This is a genomic window from Paenibacillus sp. J31R109, from assembly GCF_059692055.1.
In genome coordinates, this window is sequence record NZ_JCAUAR010000001.1 from 1175738 (window position 1) to 1194280 (window position 18543).

Genomic DNA, 18543 nt, shown 5'->3' on the forward strand with positions numbered 1-18543 from the left:
AACTTCACATCTTGGCAATAGCCAAGATAGAAAAAGCCCCCCAACCTTCTGATCAAGTCAGTGGTTGAGGGCTTCTTTGAGCGAGCGTTTATTACCGCTCGGATTGTTGCGCAGGGTCAATGACAAACCAAACCTTGCTAACATTTTGACCAGTCGTATCACCGGGGTACTGATCCTTGATCCAATAATAAAGTGGCCAACCTTTATACGTGCTTTGAAGTGTGCCATCTTTGCGAGTCAGAATGCCGAAATCACTTTTTAACAAATCGGAGGAAACTGTCAAATTGGCATCATAAAAAATCGGCCAATTCACTAAACAATTGCCTACGCAGGCATTGGGATCCGATTTATCCTTTGCAAACAAGTAGAGCGCCATCCCATTCGAGTCAGTTAAATACGTGCCCAACGAATCTGACTTCGACGTTTTCACGGATGTATTCGTTGCTTTGGTTCCTATGAATTTGGCAGGATCCACGACATACCAGACATGTCCTACATCTTGTCCAGTCGTATCTCCCATGAGTTTATCACTCACCCAATAATAAAGTGGATACCCTTTGTACGTTGTTTGCAATTTCCCATCAGAACGTACTAACGTGCCGAAATCAGCTTGTTTCACTCCTGGTGGTGCTGTAATTGATGGAGCATAGAAGATAGGCCATTTTTCAATACATTTGCCTGCGCAATTACTGATACCTTTCGTATCTAAATCATAGTAATACAAGGCCTTTCCACTTGCATCAGTGAAATAATTACCGAGCTCCGCTTTCGTCCCTATTCGAATTCCACCATTAGACGGCTGAACAGTAAACCAAACATTGTTCACATTGTTACCAAGGGTGTCTCCCGGTTTCGTATCTTTGACGAATGTGTAAAGCGGCCACCCTTGATATGTAAGCTGTTCCTTGCCATCCGTACGTGTAAATGCGCTGAAATCTGTTGCTTGAAACTCGGCGGGGACAACGAGATCATGACTGCCGTAGATAGGCCAGTTTGCCAGACATTGTGCTGCACAAGCATTTTTGTCCGCCACATCTTTGGAGAATTCGTATAGTGTCATGCCTTTCTCATCCGTCAGGTAGCTGCCTGCAGCTTCATTGTGCATGAGCTTTAAGGAGGGCTTGTTCAGCAGCTCCAACTTTGAAGCTTCCATTGTACCTTGAGAGATAAGCTTATCGGCATAGGACTTCGATGAATTTTTCGGCATTGCTTTAAGCGCTTCCAGCATGGAGCTTGCTAAATGCAAGTTCTTCATGGCGGCAACATTCGCTAAGCGCGTTAACCCATGTTTCTCGGCGAATTCAGTCACCTGTACAAAATCAAAATCTACACCTTGCTTATACCCCAAAGCTTCTAAGAGCACTTTATCAAACTGCTGAGCGGTTAGTGGTCCGAGTGGATTAAATATATGATCACTTGTTCCTTGCCAGCCAGCCTCGGGATGTGTACTCAGATAGCCAAGAATCGTTTGATTCTGTTGCGATACGCCGCTTACATCCTGAAAGCTGTTCGTTCCTTGATACGTTAACGCTGCTTTTTCCAGACCTTGCAATCGCAGTGAAATAATGGCCGCTTGGAGTCTCGTAGCTGAACGGTTTAGATATTCCGTTGAAAGTCCATTCCCTTCGCCTTGAAGGAGACCCAACTGACCTACGATATCCGTTTCACTTATTACCTTCGGGGCTTCAGCCGCTGCCGCAGTAACCGCAGTCGTAACGCCGATAATTCCAAGTAAGATCAATGAGGCAGCGCTAACTTTTTTTGCTATTTGCATCCTTCTCTTCCTCCTTCTTCAATCTATAAGAGGAAACGTACACAAATCGCAATCGGTTTTATCTCAAACCATACTTGTAATAAAAATAAAAGCCTGATTTCTCAGGCACATAATTATGAAAAGGTGCTGTCACCATTTTACAATAAATCCTTTAGAATCGTCTCCAATCGCACACCCCTTGAGGCTTTCAATAGAATGATATCATCTTGATTTACCATGTCCCTTAAAGCTTTAGTTAAAGCTTCTTTATCCAAAAACGACTGAACATGACCATTCTGAAAACTTTTTCCCGCTTCTACTGCGATATAGTTACCGAGTGAACCGACCGTATACACATAATCTATTTTCGCCGAATCCAAATGCCTGCCTATTTCCCGGTGGAACTCCTCTTCTTGCTCACCTAACTCGAACATATCGCCTAAGACGACAAACTTCCTTGCATAACCGGTTAAATCTTCAAACGTTCTTATTGCAGCTCTCATGGAATTAGGGCTTGCATTCCAAGCATCATTAATGATGGTATAACCAAAGGGAGAAATGATCTTTTCCATTCTCATCCCGGTTACGATCAATTTGCTGAAACCCGCATTAATTTCATTTGGACCTATACCTAATATTGTCGCCACAGCTATTGTTGCAAGTGCATTTGAGATATTATGTGCGCCAAGTACAGGTAAATGGAAAGAATCGTCACCTACTGTAAAAAAAGATCCTTAGGAGTTGGTTAGCATAGTTCCAGCGTAATAGTCATTAGAATCTCCTTCACCAAAGCGAATTGTGGAGATCGTTTTCTTTATTTTAGCAACAGCATGGGTCAAAAGTGGTTCATCCCCGTTGTAGATTAGTACACCATGATCTTGCAAGCCATTTGTAATCTCTAATTTCGCGGCAGCAATAGCTTCCCTTGATCCAAGACTAGATAAATGAGACACACCAATCATGGTTATGACCGCAATATCTGGCTGAGCTATTCGCGAAAGTCGATCGATCTGACCACGTTCACTCATTCCCATTTCTATGACAGCTACTTCTGAGCTCTGATCTATCTCTAATATGGTCAAAGGGACCCCGATTTGGCTATTTAAATTCCCTGCTGTTTTGTGAACGCTATAGGTCGTCTGTAAAACGGAATTAATCATATCTTTGGTCGTTGTTTTGCCATTGCTGCCGGTAACGGCAATGACTTGTATGGATAATTCTCTCCTATAATTAGCTGCCAGTGTTTGAAGGGCATTCAAGCAATCATCCACATAAATTAACGGCAAATGTACAGGCGGATTGGGATGATCTTTTTGCCATAACGAGGCTGTCGCTCCTCTGGAAATGGCTTCTTCCACGAAATCGTGACCATCCAATTCTCTAATAATGGGAATAAATAAGTTTCTACTCTTTACAGTTCTTGAATCGATGGATACCCCATGAATCATAAGGTCTTCAAAACCCACAGAAAGTCCACTTCCTGCTGTCATCGTTTCAATAACTTTTAGATTATGGCAAATCACAGAACCACCACCTATCGCGATTAACTGAATTGAAGTTACATGACCTTAAAACAGCTCAGATGATATTACATTCGGATATTGTTCTACTATATGTGCGAGCATACGTAGGTGTCCGAATGGTTTCAAAGGTAATTGTCCGTTTATCTTTTGCGCGAATAAGACTTTACCGCCTGTGAACCTGAACTCATCTAATGTGATGGTTTCAGAACATAGCCGGATAACATCTTTGCGTGTTAAGAGCATTAGAGCTTTCGTTTCCATACTTGGTACGGGTTCGTCAACAGAAGTTGCTAGGAAAATTGGTGTTATACTCTCCACGGAAAAAGTAGTTAATGGCATTAACGAAGTGATTCGCATTTGTGACTCTTCAAGTACCTCACGTTGCGTGCATTCCCAAGCAGTTTCTCTGCCCTCTCTATGCCCGCCTAATCTGACAATAGCTAATGCTAATTGATCCTCAGTCGGCCCCATCATAAACACCATGCGCTTATTGGATAGGACAAACGCTCCCGCTTTCTTAACAACCAGATGATTCATTCTACCATCTCCAATTTCTAAGATGTTGAAAAAGAGCACGATTCCTTTATAGAATCGTACTCTTCCTGTTACCCTTTCAGGTGGATTAATTCAGGCAGTTCCTGTGCATCCAACTCGCGCATGGAAAGCTTAGCTCCGATGGCTTGAAAGCTGCCGATTACGTCCTCATAACCGCGCTCGATGTGCTCTATGCCAGTAATACACGTGTTACCCTCAGCTGATAAACCAGCTAGTAACAGGCAGGTACCGGCACGCACATCCGTTGCATGCACCCACCCGCCTTGCAGGGGAACACCTCCGCGGAGGATGGCACTCTCATGGCGCAATTCAATTTCTGCGCCGAGCCGTCGCAATTGTGCCACGTGGGCTAACCGTTTCGGAAAAACGCGATCCGTCACGATGCTCTTCCCCTTGGCCTGCAAAAGAAGTGCGGTCATTGGTTGTTGTAGATCAGTTGCGAAGCTTGGATACATGCCTGTACGGATCCGCGTTGCTTTCAGCGATCCTGTACGATAAGCGGTAATGTGGCTCTCACCGCATTCCACATGAATCCCGATCTCCTCCATCTTCGCAAGGCAAGAACCAAGGTGCTCAGGGATGACATCTTGAACAGTAACCTGTCCCCCATTCAACCCTGCGGCCATCAAGAATGCCCCTGCAATCAGCCTGTCTGGTATGGTCACGTGGGCTCCCCCATTTAAATAGGAGACGCCTTCAATTCGGATACGGTCAGTTCCCGCGCCATAAATCTTCGCTCCGAGCCGATTCAGGAAGACTGCCGTATCCACTACTTCGGGGTCCACAGCGGCGTTATGCAATTGTGTCCGTCCTTTGGCCCGCACTGCCGCCAACATCGCATTAATCGTTGCGCCCGAGGTAATCGTATCGAAATAAATGTCTGCGCCCTTCAGTTCGGCAGCTTCTACTACGAAATAATCATTGAACATTTGAACCTTTGCGCCAAGTGCTTGAAACACCTTGATATGTTGATCGATCGGTCTTGAAACGAAATCGTCGCCTCCCGGGAAACCGATCGTGACTCTGCCGAATTTGGATAATAATGCGCCTGCAAAATAATAGGACGCTCTATAACTCGATGCCTTACCCGGATCTATCACAGCACTGTGGATCATGCGTGGGTCGATAACGACTTGTCTACCTTCTTGCGTAAATTCCATACCGATGTCCCGGCTAATCCCGGCAATAATATTGACATCATCTATAATTGGAATACCGCCTAGTGTTACGATATCATCTGCCAGACAAGCGGCAGCAAGAAGAGCAAGAGAACTGTTCTTCGCACCTGGTATATGTACACTTCCGTTCAGTGGGCCTGAATATGTTGTCTGAATATATCTCATGTATGTCTACCTACTTTCGTCATAACGAAATTAATTCTGATTCCAGCACATAACCACTACCGCGCACTGCGCTAATCAAAAAGGTGTCTTTGCCGTATTTTTTGCGCACCCGGTATATCAGTGCATTCAATTCGTCGAAAGAAACATCCGAAATACCCCCTACACCAGGTAAACGTTCCGGCCATACGTTGGATTTGATCTCCTCAAGTGTAACGAGTTGGTTCGCTTTCTGATGAAGCAAACGAATCAGCAAATATTCTTTTTCTGACATAGGGATTCGCTTACCATCTACCACGCATTCTCTTTTCTCCCAATGAATTGTTAGTGGTAATTCAGGTATTTCCAGCTGCCGAGTGATGCTGAGTGGTTCAATTTCAAGTGTTTCATCCGCATACATATAGGTGAAATGAAGGACACTCATCCCCTTTGCAAGCCTAATTATATCAAAATTATGAAGCGGATACGGGGTGTGTGGTTTTATGGTTACACCGTTAATCTCCGTTCCGTGACGGCTACCCAAATCGTAAAGCACAGCCTTGTCTTGTTCCTTGAGAATAATAAAGTGCTGTCGAGAAATAAATGCGTTCGTAAAGGCCAATTCAGGAGTAAACTGATTGGATATGCGACCGACGAGCGTTTTGACAGCACTTAGATTCACACAAGTGCCGGATCGGTAGGGCTCACCGCGAATAACGTACAGACATGCAAAGTCTTCTTCCATATTCGTACCTCCGATTTGAATCTGGGGGATGTTACCATAGTTTATCGTAACCCAAATTGACGATGAATAAAATTACTTTTTGCTGACGGCTTCCTCACATTTCGGTAACATTATGGTATAGTTTATTTTACAAAATAAGGTTCAGTAGACTGGAGTTGATCGTTTTGCGTATTGGAATAGATTTAGATAATACCATTCTTGACGCTACTTCTGCGCACTTGCACTACTATAACTTAGCATCTGGTTTATCATTTACTCCAGAAGATGTCAATGATTTTTACATCTATCGCTTATACGGCTGGAGTTCAGAAGAACGAGAGGCGGTCATTCACCAGTACGGACATGACATTCATTGGAATTCACTTCCCTACCCCTTGGCGATTCAAGCGCTAAACCAACTCAACCAAGAACATCATGTATCTTTTATTACGGCTCGCCCCGAAAAATTCCGTAAGGTTACAACTGACTGGTTACATGTACACAAATTTATGTATTATCATATAACTTTTACAGAGAACAAACTCCAAGCCTGCATAGATCTAAATATTGATGTTTTGATTGATGATGCCCCGCATTATGCAGAGGAGTTTGCCAATCAGAGTAAGCCAGTTATCCTCTATGATCATCCTTACAATCGACACATTAACAACGATAAGGTTTATCGCGCTGTAGACTGGAATGATGTAAAAAAGCATCTCGATCATTTATCCATTGATTTTATGGCTCGCTAAATCGTCCTCCTTCGAAGGGAATAGAAAAAGCCATCCGCAAGTAGATAAATCTACTTATTAGACAGCTTTTCCATCTTTATGTGTTCATAACAGCTTCTGCAAGAGTAACATCTTCTAATTTACGTCTATATTCCTCAGGGGTAGCACCATCTTCAACGTTCCAGCAGGCTCCCATTGCCGTTTCTACATATAAACATTGTTTAATAACTTCGTTTGGAATCTGCAGGTGTTTTGCTAAATAATCTACGATGCCAATGATCTTTTTCAATCGTTCCGATGCTTCCAGTTGTTCAAATTCATTTAAAATGAATCTTGGAACATCAAATATTGGATCACCAATAACACCTTTAGGATCAATGATGATGTAATCTTCATTCGCAGTAAGCAATATATTATCGTGATGAAAATCACCATGAAGCAGCATTTGCTGCGAATACGAAGATGCAAGTGACTCGCATATTTCATTTGCTTTTTGCATGTGCACATACATGTCATTACAATCTTCTCGCTTACTCATGTAATCAGTTATTCTTCTGACCCAATTCGTATACGTCGGAAATAGGTCAGCGTTTACTGGTGTAACATGCAATCCTTTATATAGGGAGCAAAATACGGACAGTCTTTTTTCGAGATCAGACTCTTTCCTTAAAGATGTACCAGGTTGCACACATTCTTCAAGTAGGATACCTCTGTCAATATCAGCTTCAAACACTTTGCAGACTCTTCTGTTCGTATACTGAATCAAAGCATTAACTTCCGTATGCAAACTTCTTGAATTCCCTATTTTTAATACAGCCTTTCCGAAACGAGGTGAGAAGCATGTAAAAACCAAATTCGCGGAATAGGAAGGGATCAACTCAAAAGAGTTTAATTCCCACTTAGTAGAATATGTATCAATATCACACAATACCTTTTCATAAAAATCCTTGCCAAACCGGTAAATAATAGATTCGATCTCATTTTGACTGAAATAATAGGGCTCTTTCATCTGAAGTGACGACCTCCAACTTTATCCATTCAAGTTATTATTTTCTCAAGTTCAATTTCATCACGTATCGTTATTTCGTAGAAACCTATTATAGGGATTGTGGTTTTTAGCTTCCTAGCCTCTGTGACGGCATCGGGATATAGTGCGGCTATTCGGTACCCTCTGCGTTGATAAAATCTCAGGGCATCTACATTATCGTTCGTAGTTATCACCCAGATGCGGCTTATCCCCGATTGTTTTATGGCGTGTTCGACAGCAGCAATTAATTGGCTTCCTATACCTGAACCTTTGTTCAGTGCATTAATGCTCACTAACTCAGCGTAATCGTTCCCTAGTCGGTACGTTGCTGCTCCAACACGAATACCATTCGCCCAAGCGATGAGTGAATGCATGTCTTTCACATGATGCCTCTTGCCTTTTGATATAACCGTTTCGCCACCAAACTCACTAACCCATAAATGATGTAGCCATTCTTTATCGTTCTCATTTGCAGGAGCAAGAATGTCTATTGGATCGCCGTTATCCATGATTATCACCTCTACTCAGTGTATTACAAGACATACAGAATATGTAGGTTATTAGGCAAATGATCTATCAAAAATCATCTAATTATCATTGTATCATCAGTGTAAATTTGGGAGACAAGCTATACAATTAGGATGCTTCAAGTGACACACATGGCTAAAGATCACAAACATTTTCGGTTATTTTTCAGGAGGCTGCTATGGGAAGTTATCATTTTATTGGCATTAAAGGTAGTGGTATGAGTGCATTAGCACAGGTTCTCTATGATCTAAACCATATCGTCCAAGGAGAAGACACTGACTCTTTTCTATTCACACAAGTGAACCTCGACGCGCGAAATATCCAGCTTTACGCATTTGGTATGGCGCCATTATCTCCAACTATGACGGTTATTGCTTCGAATGCCTTCGAAGATACACATCCCTCCATCGTAACATGCAAACAAATGGGGATTCCTGTTATACGATATCACAAGTTCCTTGGGGAACTGTTGAAAACTTACACAAGCATTGCAGTAACGGGATCTCATGGTAAAACGACGACGACTGGCATGTTAGTACATGCGTTTAGTGCTAATCAACCGCCATGCAGCCTCGTTGGAGACGGGACAGGTACTGGTCATCCCGATGCTGCTCAGTTTATTTTTGAAAGTTGTGAGTACAAACGTCATTTTCTTGCTTATCAACCTGATATAGCGGTTATTACTAATATTGACTTTGATCATCCAGATTACTTTACTGATATCGATGACGTGAGGAAAGCTTTTGAGCAAATGACTGCCTTAACGACCAAACATATCGTTGCTTGCGGAGATGATCCACAAGTGCGTTTACTGTCTACAAACACAAATACACTTTTTTATGGTTTTGGTAAGGATAATACGCTGAGAGCTTCAGATGTGACAGTTGATGAGGGTGCCACAATCTTTAACGTTTTCTTCAATGAAACTGAGTTAGGTCGCTATAGCATTCCGTTGTTTGGAAAGCATAGTGTACTCAATGCCCTAGCCACAATTGGCGTAGGGCTCTTATTAGATCGAGATTTGGAAATTGTTAGAATGCAACTGGCGACATTCTCTGGCGTTCAACGAAGATTTACAGAAAAACGATGGGGCAACAATGTGGTCATTGATGACTATGCACACCATCCTTCTGAAATAAGAGCCACTTTTGAAGCAGCAAGAAGCAAATACCCTGGTAAAAGGGTTGTCGGCATTTTTCAGCCGCATACGTTTACTCGTTTGGAAAAATTAATGGATGATTTCGCCGATTCGCTAAAAGAAGCTGATGATATCTTCCTTTGTCCCATATTTGGATCTGCAAGAGAATCATCAGGAAACATCTCTATAGATGACCTAAGGAACCGTATTCCAAATGCTCAATTGGTATCCGATAATTTTGTATCAAATTTAAATAACTACAGCGACTCCATACTCATATTCATGGGGGCTGGAGACATTCAGAAATATCAAGAGCTGTTATTGCAAAGATAAGTTAAAGCATTTCATTATTGATCCAATTGCAGTTGAAGATAATTATTCTTCATGTATTTGTATCCGGAATAGATTGTTATTGCTACGGCAAATAGCATGATGTACAAATCAATGGGAAGTTTTGTAAGAATAGCAAAAGGGAAATTGTCCAGAAGGACAGCAGTAATCGCCACAACTTGCATCACTAACTTTATTTTACCGTGCTTATCCGCAGCAAGTGCCAGTCCTTTTGCAGCTGCAAGGATGCGTAGACCAGACACCATAACTTCCCTTCCAATAATAACAATGGCAATCCATGATGGAATCATGCCATTTTGCACCATCATAATGAGCGCAGCTGAAACTAATAGCTTATCGGCAAGTGGATCCATTAATTTTCCGAAATTAGTTATTTGATTGTACTTTCTTGCTACATAACCATCCAACTTGTCCGTGACCGAAGCAATAATAAAAAGCGAAATGCCAATATACAAGCCATACTGATTAAGAAAAGTAAAGAAACTTGATTGATCTGCCAACCAAGCAGGATATTTCTGAAGAGCAAGCATGAAAAGTGGAATCATCAAAATCCTAACAATTGTAATTTTGTTTGCTAAGTTCACTTTCTCTACCCCCATATTTTAGAGTTCTCCATATCAAACTAAGTTCTACTGCCCTTGTCCATAAACGCTAATAAAAACGCTTTATCTTCAGGGAATGAGAATGGCAGTTCTTCTAATTGTGCAGAGGTCTTCCAAGCAATTTCATGGATAAGTCCATCTGGATCATGAATGCTTGGTTGTCCTCCTACGATTACAATTTCAAAATAGGTCACATCAAACGAAATTGGACCAAATGTTCCTGATTTACTTTTAATCTCTTGAATGATTTGACATCGGTAACCCGTTTCCTCATAAACTTCTCGGATACAGCATTCTTCTAAAGTTTCGTCTAGCTCAACTCCGCCAGAAGGTACTGACCATCGTTTCTCTTCTTCTGGTTTACCCTGCAAAACCATAAGCAGCTGACGCTCTGAATTAACGCAAACACCTGCAGCACCGACCCATTTGTTCAATGGAATACCCCCTTATATATTGAAATTATTTAATTAAAAGCATAAGCAGTACGGTAGAGTCATTTATTGGGAAGTTCAGTAATAACACCATCCAAAGGTGCTACCATCTGGATAAACTCTCCTGTATAAGCCTGAATATCTACGGCATAACCATCAATCATGACACTCCATTGCCTATTACCTATCATTTTATTCCAATACGTGTCCTTCCATAGCACCGAATAATCAGGGGATTTCTGAGTCTGAATATTCGCTTTCATATTTGTATTTATTACTTGGAGATATTCTTTTGCTTTATTCACAGCGTTTTCTTCAGTAAGAATCGGTCTTTGAAACTGATATAAAACAATTAGACTTAAGACAATTAAAGAAATAACAGCGATCTTTCTCATGACATTCTCTCCCTTAAGGATTGAGTTGGATAAGCGCAAGCATTCATATTTCATAAGCCTCAATTCATTAATCGACAGTATATTCTGGGTGATTATGTCTTTGACATCCAAACAAATAACAGCTAGTCTTTACTGTTGTTGTAAATTGATACGGAGGAATAAAACCTGTATTAATTTTGTCTATTAGGTTTTCCAATTCAAACCTCTCATATCGTAATTTATCCAAAACAATATCATTATCGCTTTCAGTACAATTTTCATCGTATTCTTGCCTACTCGCTTGATCTATTTCGATTGTTTTTTCTTCTACGCATTGTTTTACTATTTCAAATGCAAATTCCATATTATTAGTTTTTTTAAGTGAGTACAAATATCGGCTTACCCAATCTATCGTTTTGTAATAGTTGTTCCATGATTTTTCAAACCAGTGAACAGCCTCATTAAAACATTGCAATTCAACATACAATTCAGCAATGTTTATCTCCCCAACGAACTCATCGTCTTTTTCTGAAAAGACATCAAGTTTACTTTTTGCTTCATTCCAATCTCCAAGCTCAATTAAACATTGGATATGACTATACATGGCATAACTTGAAGGTAATGCACTTTTCAAAAAACAAGCTGAGGCTTCTTTCAACTCCGCGAGATGATAATAGGCTACACCTAAATTATTATAAGCTTCATGTGAAGGCTCAATGGCTAACGATTTCGTTAGAATATTAGATGCCTCATGCCATTTTTCGAAATGTATGTATAATTCACCTAACAGATTATAAGGAATAATAGAAGTAGGATTCAATGAAACAGCTTCTTTAGTAAGAACAAGTGCCGTCTCATAGTCGCCTTCCTCATGACTATATATCCAAGCAAGATTTGTTAACGACTGTATGTTTCTAGTCTCTACAACAGCTTGTTTGAATAATGCAAAGGCTTCTTCATATTCATTATTTTCTAGTTTTTCTAGTGCTTTTTCATTTATATTCAACGTGTTCCTCCTGATAGTTCAATAACAACCGAAACAGTTATCATACAAACTGCAATACCTCGAAATTAATTAATGCTGTTAAGTAAATTAATTAATGCCATTAATCATCTTCAGTTTCGTCTACGATTTCTTTTTTCTTATAAATCTTATAATCAAAAACACAAACATAACCACGACAGCTATTAAAAATATCTGGATAATTGCTGTAGACCATTCAAAATGCATGCGATCACTCCATCCGTCCATCAGTTTACGTTCTTACTAGCATGAAACAATACTACGGCTTGAGGTTTAAGCAACGTACCGCCATTTTCTTCAATCGCCTCTTTGATTTCCTCAAACAATGCTAATCGCACATCTTCGGGAATGAGTCTATGTCCGGAATTCGTGTTTAATAATGCGACATATGCATTAGCTGTATAAGCATGATTGCAGATATATTGCTTCACCTCTAATTCCTTAAACAGGCCATCCTTTAACGTTAACAATGACCTTTCTTCAATAATCTGTTCAATGGTTGGTTTCTTTGAATCATCCAGCTGGGGTGCATATCGCCTATAACTTTCTCGAATGCGATTAGAGACCTCATCAAAAGAAGGGATATGAACAGTCCAAAAGATTGCGATAGAGCCTTTGTCATTTAGCAAATTGAATACTTTCCGATAACCATCCTCTTGTGGCTCAATGAAGTGAAAAGCTGTACCCGATATAGCCAAATCAAATCTGCTCTGTTCACCCTGCCAAGTTTCAAATGGGGCATTGATTATGTTAACATTTGGACTGTTCTTAAATTTGTCGCGCGTAAATTCTGCTAATTGATGCCCTAATTCAATACAAGTCACATTATCAAAGCCTAAATCTACAAATCCTTTCGTTGCTTGACCTGTACCACAGCCAATTTCAAGTATGGAATCGCTTTTCGTTATAGCTGATAAATCCAGTATGTCGGAAAACAACTGATCTGGATAGCTTGGCCTAGACGTATCATATTCCTTTGCTATTTCATTAAACGTGTTTTTTCTTTCCATCTTTAAAACCTCCTCTTTTATCGATCAGCTTACCGGTTGTATTACTTTCACGTTTAACAACCTCGTCTTTGTATACATTCCCGCACTCTCTAAAGTCCGCTTGGACGCCTCGTTATAATACCAACAGCCACAGATCGGAGTGTAATCATTCTCATAGCACCATTCTTTCAATTTCAGAATAATATGGCGCCCTATACCTTGTTTTCGAAAAGATTCATTTGTAAACATACCTATACTCGCTATTCCAGTGATCATCTTACTTTGTTCGACAACTCCTATGCCAAGCAAGTCGGACCCGCGGTAATAGGTGAAGATGCCTCCGTTTTCAATCCTGCAAGCATAATCATTAAGGAAATCTCCACAGATTTGCTGGATCTGTAACAGGTCATCGAGCGTAGCAATTGCGAAAACATCCCCTTTGAATGCCTCATCCTCCGGAATTCTCACCCGTGTATCTTGAAAAAAATAGGCCTGCTTCGTTATGAGAAATTCCTTATCTAAAGCAAGACTCAGAAAATGCTCATCGCAGGTAGGTACGAATAGTGTTTTTAGTGCATACTTTTCAATCCATTCAATCAATAGATTCTGAGCATACTTATGATAAAATGGGCGAATATAAAATTGCGTAAGCATCTGATTATCATATATGGCAAAATAGCCAACGTCTTCTAAGTCACCTTTTAACAAATAAAAGGATGACTTAAGAATATGTGCCTCCAAAAATGAATCAAATGGTGACGAAAGTGTACGAATGTATTCTTGAATGAGATGCTGAACTTCATGCATTTGGCATTTCTTAATCAACAATTTAACCATCACCTCACGATAATAATGAACTTACATTCACCATACCGTGAGTATAATCTAGGGAGCAATGGAAAGTATGGCTATAGTAAAATTGGATTGGATTTATCGACTTATGCAGAAATTCGACACCCCACTTCTATTCCCTTTTTTTGGGATTACCCTCTAATGGTGCCATCCTAAAAGACCTTTAATGACACAACTACTTTAAATAACGTTACGGGATAACGCTAATCCATGCGAATGGACGACCAGCTAAACAATAACGTTATGCGTCACTTTATTTCCAGTAAAAATGAAAAACCACGCAAGATAAGATGATGCCATCACCTTATTTTGCGTGGTCTTCCGAGAAGCGGAAAGTAAAAAAAAGGAACTTAGCTGGTCCCATGGTTCAAACCGCTAAGCTCCTTTTTCATTCACTTGTTTACATATAAGCAAGATTGTAAATTTCTTCATCCGTTAAGGCTTGGTTGTAAATCGCTAATCCCCCAATGCTGCCGACAAAGAAATTGCCGATCTCATTGGAACGATTCACCGCACCAACAGTAAAATCTGCACCATCTGCGCCACCGTCGAAGAGTCCCCCTGGATAATGATAAGGATTTCGAACGGGACGTTCATCTAATTTACCGTTTAAGTAAGACCGCACGTACTCGCCATCATAGGTAAACGCAATGAGATGCCATTCTTCTAGTGGGATTTCCGTGTTACCAATCGATGAATCCATACACCAACGATAACCAGGTGTCGGACCACCTAAGGAAGATACATGGCCACATACCTGCTGGCCGCTCTCCCAAATGGATAAATTCACAAAGAGTCCGTATTGTCGTTTCTTATTCGTTTCATTCCATATGCCTGCAACAAATTCGCATTCGTTATTCGATTTTCTTCTACGTTTTACCCAAGCAACGACGGTTACTTGTGCATTCTCGCCATGAATGTTCAGTTCACTGAGTTCTTGACGCGGAATACGAAACCATTCCCCTTCCTCTAACAAAGCACTATACGGTCCGAAAATGCCTTCATCGTCTCTTTCTACCGATTCAGAACCTTCCAGCAAGGCATATGGTTCTCTTCCTTTTGACATACGTGCTTGGCCAGGTCCCTCCTGAAAATCCCAAAATGCGACCAGATTCGGATGTTTGGTAATGATGTCCGTATTTTTCTTCATGTTTTACAGCCTCCAGATGAACATTCCTTATTTCTTTTTCCCATACCAATCATTCATCGCATCGATGGCAACTTTGCCACCCTTAGCGTTAAACTCTTGGACAAATTTATCAAATTCAGCAAGATCACGTTTACCCATAATAAATTTCAAAGCATTTTCTTCTGAATAGTTACGCAGCTCTGTGAATTTAGAATCAAAAGCCTCAATAGAAGGTGCATATGCGGTTTCTTCGCGATTCTGTTTAAATTTCAGCAATGGCTCATAGTAAGGCAAGAATCCTTTAACTTTCAAACGAGCAGTGAAGCTCGGGTCCGTATCACCAAAGAAGTACAATGTCCGCCAAGGAATGTTGTTGCTCTGTTCTGGCGTTTGCACGATTTGACCATTGTCCACCTTGTAATCTTGTCCTTCGATACCATAAGTTAAGAATTTGTCAGTTTCTGCGTTCATGATGTAATTAATAAAAGCGGCCGCACCTTCTTTGTTCTTCGCTTGCTTCGGAATAACGATGAAATTGCCCGGAATACCTTGCTCTTGGAAGCCTGAGGAGCCGTTCTTGCCGCTAACTGGTGCGATATACTGTAAGGTTCCGCTTCCTTTTTTATCCTTGATCGACGTGTCAATTGTCAGAGCATCGCCCCAATACACAGTGCTAAATGCAGCTGTTCCATTAATCATTTTGTCCTTGATATCTTTATTAATAGCAAATTCTTGGTCGATCAAGCCTTCGGAATACCATTTCTTCATTGTGGTGAGGAACTCTTTGTATTCCGGCTGCACCCATGCGAACTCTAGCTTGCTATTTTTAACGACGGTTGTATTGCCCACTCCGTATGCAGAAGCGTAAGGTAGGAAGGATGCCATAAACGCCCCTGGATTTCCACCTGTTCCTGTAAGCGGTGCTATGTTCTTTTTCTCTTTGATGGTCTTAAGGGTCGTATACATCTCATCCATCGTCGCTGGTTCTTTCAAATTGAGCTCTTTCAGAATGTCTGAACGCTCCAATATGCCGTTACCTACCTGTTGTGCGACTCGAACTGGGATACCGTAAAGTTTGCCATCTAGTTTGGCAGAGTCAAGAATTTCCTTGGGCAGGAAGCTAGATAAACTTGTAATATATTGCTTAGCCAAATCATCTAGCGGCTCAAAAGCCCCCTGCTGTGCCAACTTGAAATAGTCCGATTTTCCAGGAATCCACATAACATCCGGCACATCGCCTGAAGCCAAAATGATCGATATCTTTTGGTTTGGATTGTCCTTAGGCAGCGACTCGAATTTCACGTTGAAACCAGATTTCTCCTTGAGCACATTCACCAGCTTATTATCGTTGATAGTGTCGTTACCCTTGAATTGCTCCATAGATGGATGATACGTGCGCATCACTTTTAAATCCTTGTTTTTAATTGGTCCACTTGTACTTGTTGAACCAGCGTTTGTGCTAGCAGGTGATGTATTATTGCCGCTGCAGCCAATTGCAACACCCGCCAGCAGAACGACAGACATACCTAAAAGCACTTTCTTTTGAATTTTCATTGAATAGAACCTCCCCAATAGTGTTTGTATAAAGTAAACGGGCGTACTCGCAGACTGGCCATTATCCTTTGACTGCGCCCAGCATAACCCCTTTGACAAAATAACGCTGAATGAACGGATACACCAAAAGAATTGGAACCACTGCACACAGAATTGCCGCTGCCCGAATCGTTTCAGGGGTAACTTCACGGAAAATATCATTCACAACCAGATCGGCTGACCTCTCATCGGTGACGAGTTGTAGTAGAAACATCTGGAGAGGCATGAGTTCCCGGTCAGTGATGTACATCATGGCTTGAAAGAACGCATTCCAATAGCCAACAGCGTAGAACATGCCAACGGTAGCTAAGGCAGGGACAGATAATGGCAGGTAGATCGATGTCAAAATGCGCAAGTTAGAAGCGCCATCCATTCGAGCTGATTCCTCCAAGGAGTCTGGCACTCCCATGAAAAAGTTGCGAATGAGGATCATATTAAATGGAGCCAATGCCGTCGGCAAAATAAGTGACCATAGGGAGTTGAGCAACCCTACTTGCTTGACGACAAGATACGTAGGGATCAGCCCGCCGTTGAAGAACATCGTGATAACGAATAGTAACATCATAAAGCGTGTATACGGCAACCCCTTGCGAGAAAGCGGATACGCCGCCAGCACGGTCAGAGCCATACTAATTACCGTTCCAACAACAGCAATGAACACGGAGTTACCAAAAGAGTAGTAAAATTGCTTATTTGACAGCACATATTCAAAGGAAATCGTCGTAAATCCCTTGGGCCAAAATAAGATGTCTTTCGATAATACAAAGGCCTCACTACTGAACGCTTTAGCTCCAACGTGAATGAAAGGCAGAATCATCGTTAACGAAATAATCGAAAGCATGAATATATTGAAGTAATTAAATACCATTTCTCCTCTAGTACGAATCACACTGGCTCCACCTCTCTAAGTTAGTATATGCCTTCCTCACCCATCCGCCGGGCTAACGTATTCGCGATAACTAGCAAGATACATCCGATGACTGATTTAAATAGCCCCGCAGCCGTGCTTAATCCGAATTGCATGGTCCCTAGACCAACACGGAATACGTAAGTATCAATAATATCACCAACCTCATATACGGTTGGGTTGTACATGACAAGCACTTGTTCAAAGCCAGCGTCAAGCAAATGACCTATTCGCAACAGAAGTAAAATAATGATCGTTGAACGTATGCTTGGAAGTGAAATGTGCCATATTTGTCTGAGTCTCCCTGCACCATCCACCGTGGCTGCCTGAAACAATTCATCGTTGATGCCTAGCAACGCAGCAAGATAAATGATCGCTCCCCATCCTGCTTCTTTCCACACATCGGAGTATACGAGAATCCAGCGGAACAAGCCCTCACTCGATAGGAAGAAAATAGGTTCCCCGCCAAGCGCTTGAATCGCTTTATTCACAATACCGCTGCTCGGTGACAACACGTCAACAGCTATCCCTCCAATGACGACCCACGAAATGAAATGAGGCAGGTACGTAAACGTCTGTACCCAGCGCTTGAATTTATCAAGACGAAGTTCATTAAGCAGAAGCGCCAGTAAAATAGGTGCAGGGAATCCGATACCCAGCTTCATTAGGCTAATGATTAGTGTGTTACGTACTACCTGAGGAAATTCATCGAACATAAACAATTCACGAAAATACTGAAGACCGACCCACTTACTTGCAAATACCCCTTGAATAATGTTGTAGTCTTTAAAAGCAATCAAAACTCCGTACATCGGTCCATATTTGAACACTAGCAAAAACACTAGTGCTGGCAGAACCATCAAATAGAGATCCCAATATTTTAGCAGTGGATGTCGATTTGCTCGTTTGCTAATTACTACACGGGATGATTCTGTAGGAACGTAGGTTTTCATCTCTGGGTTCTCTCCTCTCAAAGTTGCTAGATTAAACTTC

General features: G+C 41.3%; 18 protein-coding genes and 1 pseudogene. 2 read left to right on the forward strand and 17 right to left on the reverse strand.

Features of this window, described 5'->3' with window-relative positions; genetic code table 11:
- Window positions 1–91: 91 nt before the first annotated feature.
- The 5 genes and pseudogenes from AC58QT_RS05355 to AC58QT_RS05375 form a co-directional block, all read right to left on the reverse strand.
- Entirely contained in the window at window positions 92–1774 is a 1683-nt protein-coding gene (locus tag AC58QT_RS05355; RefSeq protein ID WP_497408024.1) for a hypothetical protein, read from the reverse strand.
- A 137-nt stretch (window positions 1775–1911) separates the two neighbouring features.
- Window positions 1912–3276: pseudogene (locus AC58QT_RS05360) on the reverse strand (UDP-N-acetylmuramoyl-tripeptide--D-alanyl-D-alanine ligase).
- A 45-nt stretch (window positions 3277–3321) separates the two neighbouring features.
- Window positions 3322–3813, reverse strand: coding sequence for an NUDIX hydrolase (locus tag AC58QT_RS05365; protein WP_497408025.1), 492 nt, complete (start codon window positions 3811–3813; stop codon window positions 3322–3324).
- Window positions 3814–3881: 68 nt separating this feature from the next.
- A complete protein-coding gene (gene murA / locus AC58QT_RS05370) occupies window positions 3882–5174 on the reverse strand; it encodes a UDP-N-acetylglucosamine 1-carboxyvinyltransferase (protein WP_497408026.1) in 1293 nt (430 codons plus the stop codon).
- A gap of 19 nt (window positions 5175–5193) precedes the next feature.
- Window positions 5194–5895, reverse strand: a complete 702-nt coding sequence (locus tag AC58QT_RS05375; protein WP_310224646.1) for an FHA domain-containing protein — start codon at window positions 5893–5895, stop codon at window positions 5194–5196.
- 164 nt (window positions 5896–6059) lie between these two features.
- On the opposite strand from AC58QT_RS05375, the gene AC58QT_RS05380 reads away from it, so the two are divergent.
- A complete protein-coding gene (locus AC58QT_RS05380) occupies window positions 6060–6626 on the forward strand; it encodes a 5' nucleotidase, NT5C type (protein ID WP_497408027.1) in 567 nt (188 codons plus the stop codon).
- A gap of 76 nt (window positions 6627–6702) precedes the next feature.
- On the opposite strand, the gene AC58QT_RS05385 is transcribed toward AC58QT_RS05380, so the two are convergent.
- Both AC58QT_RS05385 and AC58QT_RS05390 read right to left on the reverse strand, forming a co-directional pair.
- Window positions 6703–7614, reverse strand: a complete 912-nt coding sequence (locus AC58QT_RS05385) for an aminoglycoside phosphotransferase family protein (protein ID WP_497408028.1) — start codon at window positions 7612–7614, stop codon at window positions 6703–6705.
- A gap of 29 nt (window positions 7615–7643) precedes the next feature.
- Complete coding sequence (locus AC58QT_RS05390; RefSeq protein WP_497408029.1) at window positions 7644–8141, reverse strand: GNAT family N-acetyltransferase; 498 nt, start codon at window positions 8139–8141, stop codon at window positions 7644–7646.
- Between the two features lie 197 nt (window positions 8142–8338).
- Between AC58QT_RS05390 and murC the strand changes: the two genes are divergently transcribed.
- Window positions 8339–9631: a UDP-N-acetylmuramate--L-alanine ligase gene (gene murC, locus AC58QT_RS05395; RefSeq protein ID WP_497408030.1), complete on the forward strand. Its 1293-nt coding sequence runs from the start codon at window positions 8339–8341 to the stop codon at window positions 9629–9631.
- Window positions 9632–9645: 14 nt separating this feature from the next.
- On the opposite strand, the gene pgsA is transcribed toward murC, so the two are convergent.
- From pgsA to AC58QT_RS05445, 10 genes are all read right to left on the reverse strand, one after another.
- Window positions 9646–10233: a CDP-diacylglycerol--glycerol-3-phosphate 3-phosphatidyltransferase gene (gene pgsA / locus AC58QT_RS05400; protein WP_497408031.1), complete on the reverse strand. Its 588-nt coding sequence runs from the start codon at window positions 10231–10233 to the stop codon at window positions 9646–9648.
- A gap of 38 nt (window positions 10234–10271) precedes the next feature.
- Complete coding sequence (locus AC58QT_RS05405; protein ID WP_497408032.1) at window positions 10272–10685, reverse strand: NUDIX hydrolase; 414 nt, start codon at window positions 10683–10685, stop codon at window positions 10272–10274.
- A 59-nt stretch (window positions 10686–10744) separates the two neighbouring features.
- Window positions 10745–11077: a hypothetical protein gene (locus tag AC58QT_RS05410; protein ID WP_497408033.1), complete on the reverse strand. Its 333-nt coding sequence runs from the start codon at window positions 11075–11077 to the stop codon at window positions 10745–10747.
- A gap of 67 nt (window positions 11078–11144) precedes the next feature.
- Window positions 11145–12062 carry a tetratricopeptide repeat protein gene (locus AC58QT_RS05415; protein WP_497408034.1) on the reverse strand — a complete coding sequence of 306 codons (918 nt, stop codon included), beginning with the start codon at window positions 12060–12062 and terminating at the stop codon, window positions 11145–11147.
- A gap of 245 nt (window positions 12063–12307) precedes the next feature.
- Entirely contained in the window at window positions 12308–13090 is a 783-nt protein-coding gene (locus AC58QT_RS05420) for a class I SAM-dependent methyltransferase (RefSeq protein ID WP_497408035.1), read from the reverse strand.
- A gap of 24 nt (window positions 13091–13114) precedes the next feature.
- Complete coding sequence (locus AC58QT_RS05425) at window positions 13115–13897, reverse strand: GNAT family N-acetyltransferase (RefSeq protein ID WP_497408036.1); 783 nt, start codon at window positions 13895–13897, stop codon at window positions 13115–13117.
- A 424-nt stretch (window positions 13898–14321) separates the two neighbouring features.
- Window positions 14322–15071, reverse strand: a complete 750-nt coding sequence (locus AC58QT_RS05430) for a LamG domain-containing protein (RefSeq protein ID WP_497408037.1) — start codon at window positions 15069–15071, stop codon at window positions 14322–14324.
- A 27-nt stretch (window positions 15072–15098) separates the two neighbouring features.
- The gene (locus tag AC58QT_RS05435) at window positions 15099–16604 is read right to left on the reverse strand and encodes an extracellular solute-binding protein (RefSeq protein WP_497408038.1); all 1506 of its coding nucleotides are present in this window, start codon (window positions 16602–16604) and stop codon (window positions 15099–15101) included.
- Window positions 16605–16665: 61 nt separating this feature from the next.
- A complete protein-coding gene (locus AC58QT_RS05440) occupies window positions 16666–17532 on the reverse strand; it encodes a carbohydrate ABC transporter permease (RefSeq protein ID WP_497408039.1) in 867 nt (288 codons plus the stop codon).
- A 20-nt stretch (window positions 17533–17552) separates the two neighbouring features.
- Window positions 17553–18503: an ABC transporter permease gene (locus tag AC58QT_RS05445; RefSeq protein ID WP_310224622.1), complete on the reverse strand. Its 951-nt coding sequence runs from the start codon at window positions 18501–18503 to the stop codon at window positions 17553–17555.
- Between the last annotated feature and the right edge of the window lie 40 nt (window positions 18504–18543).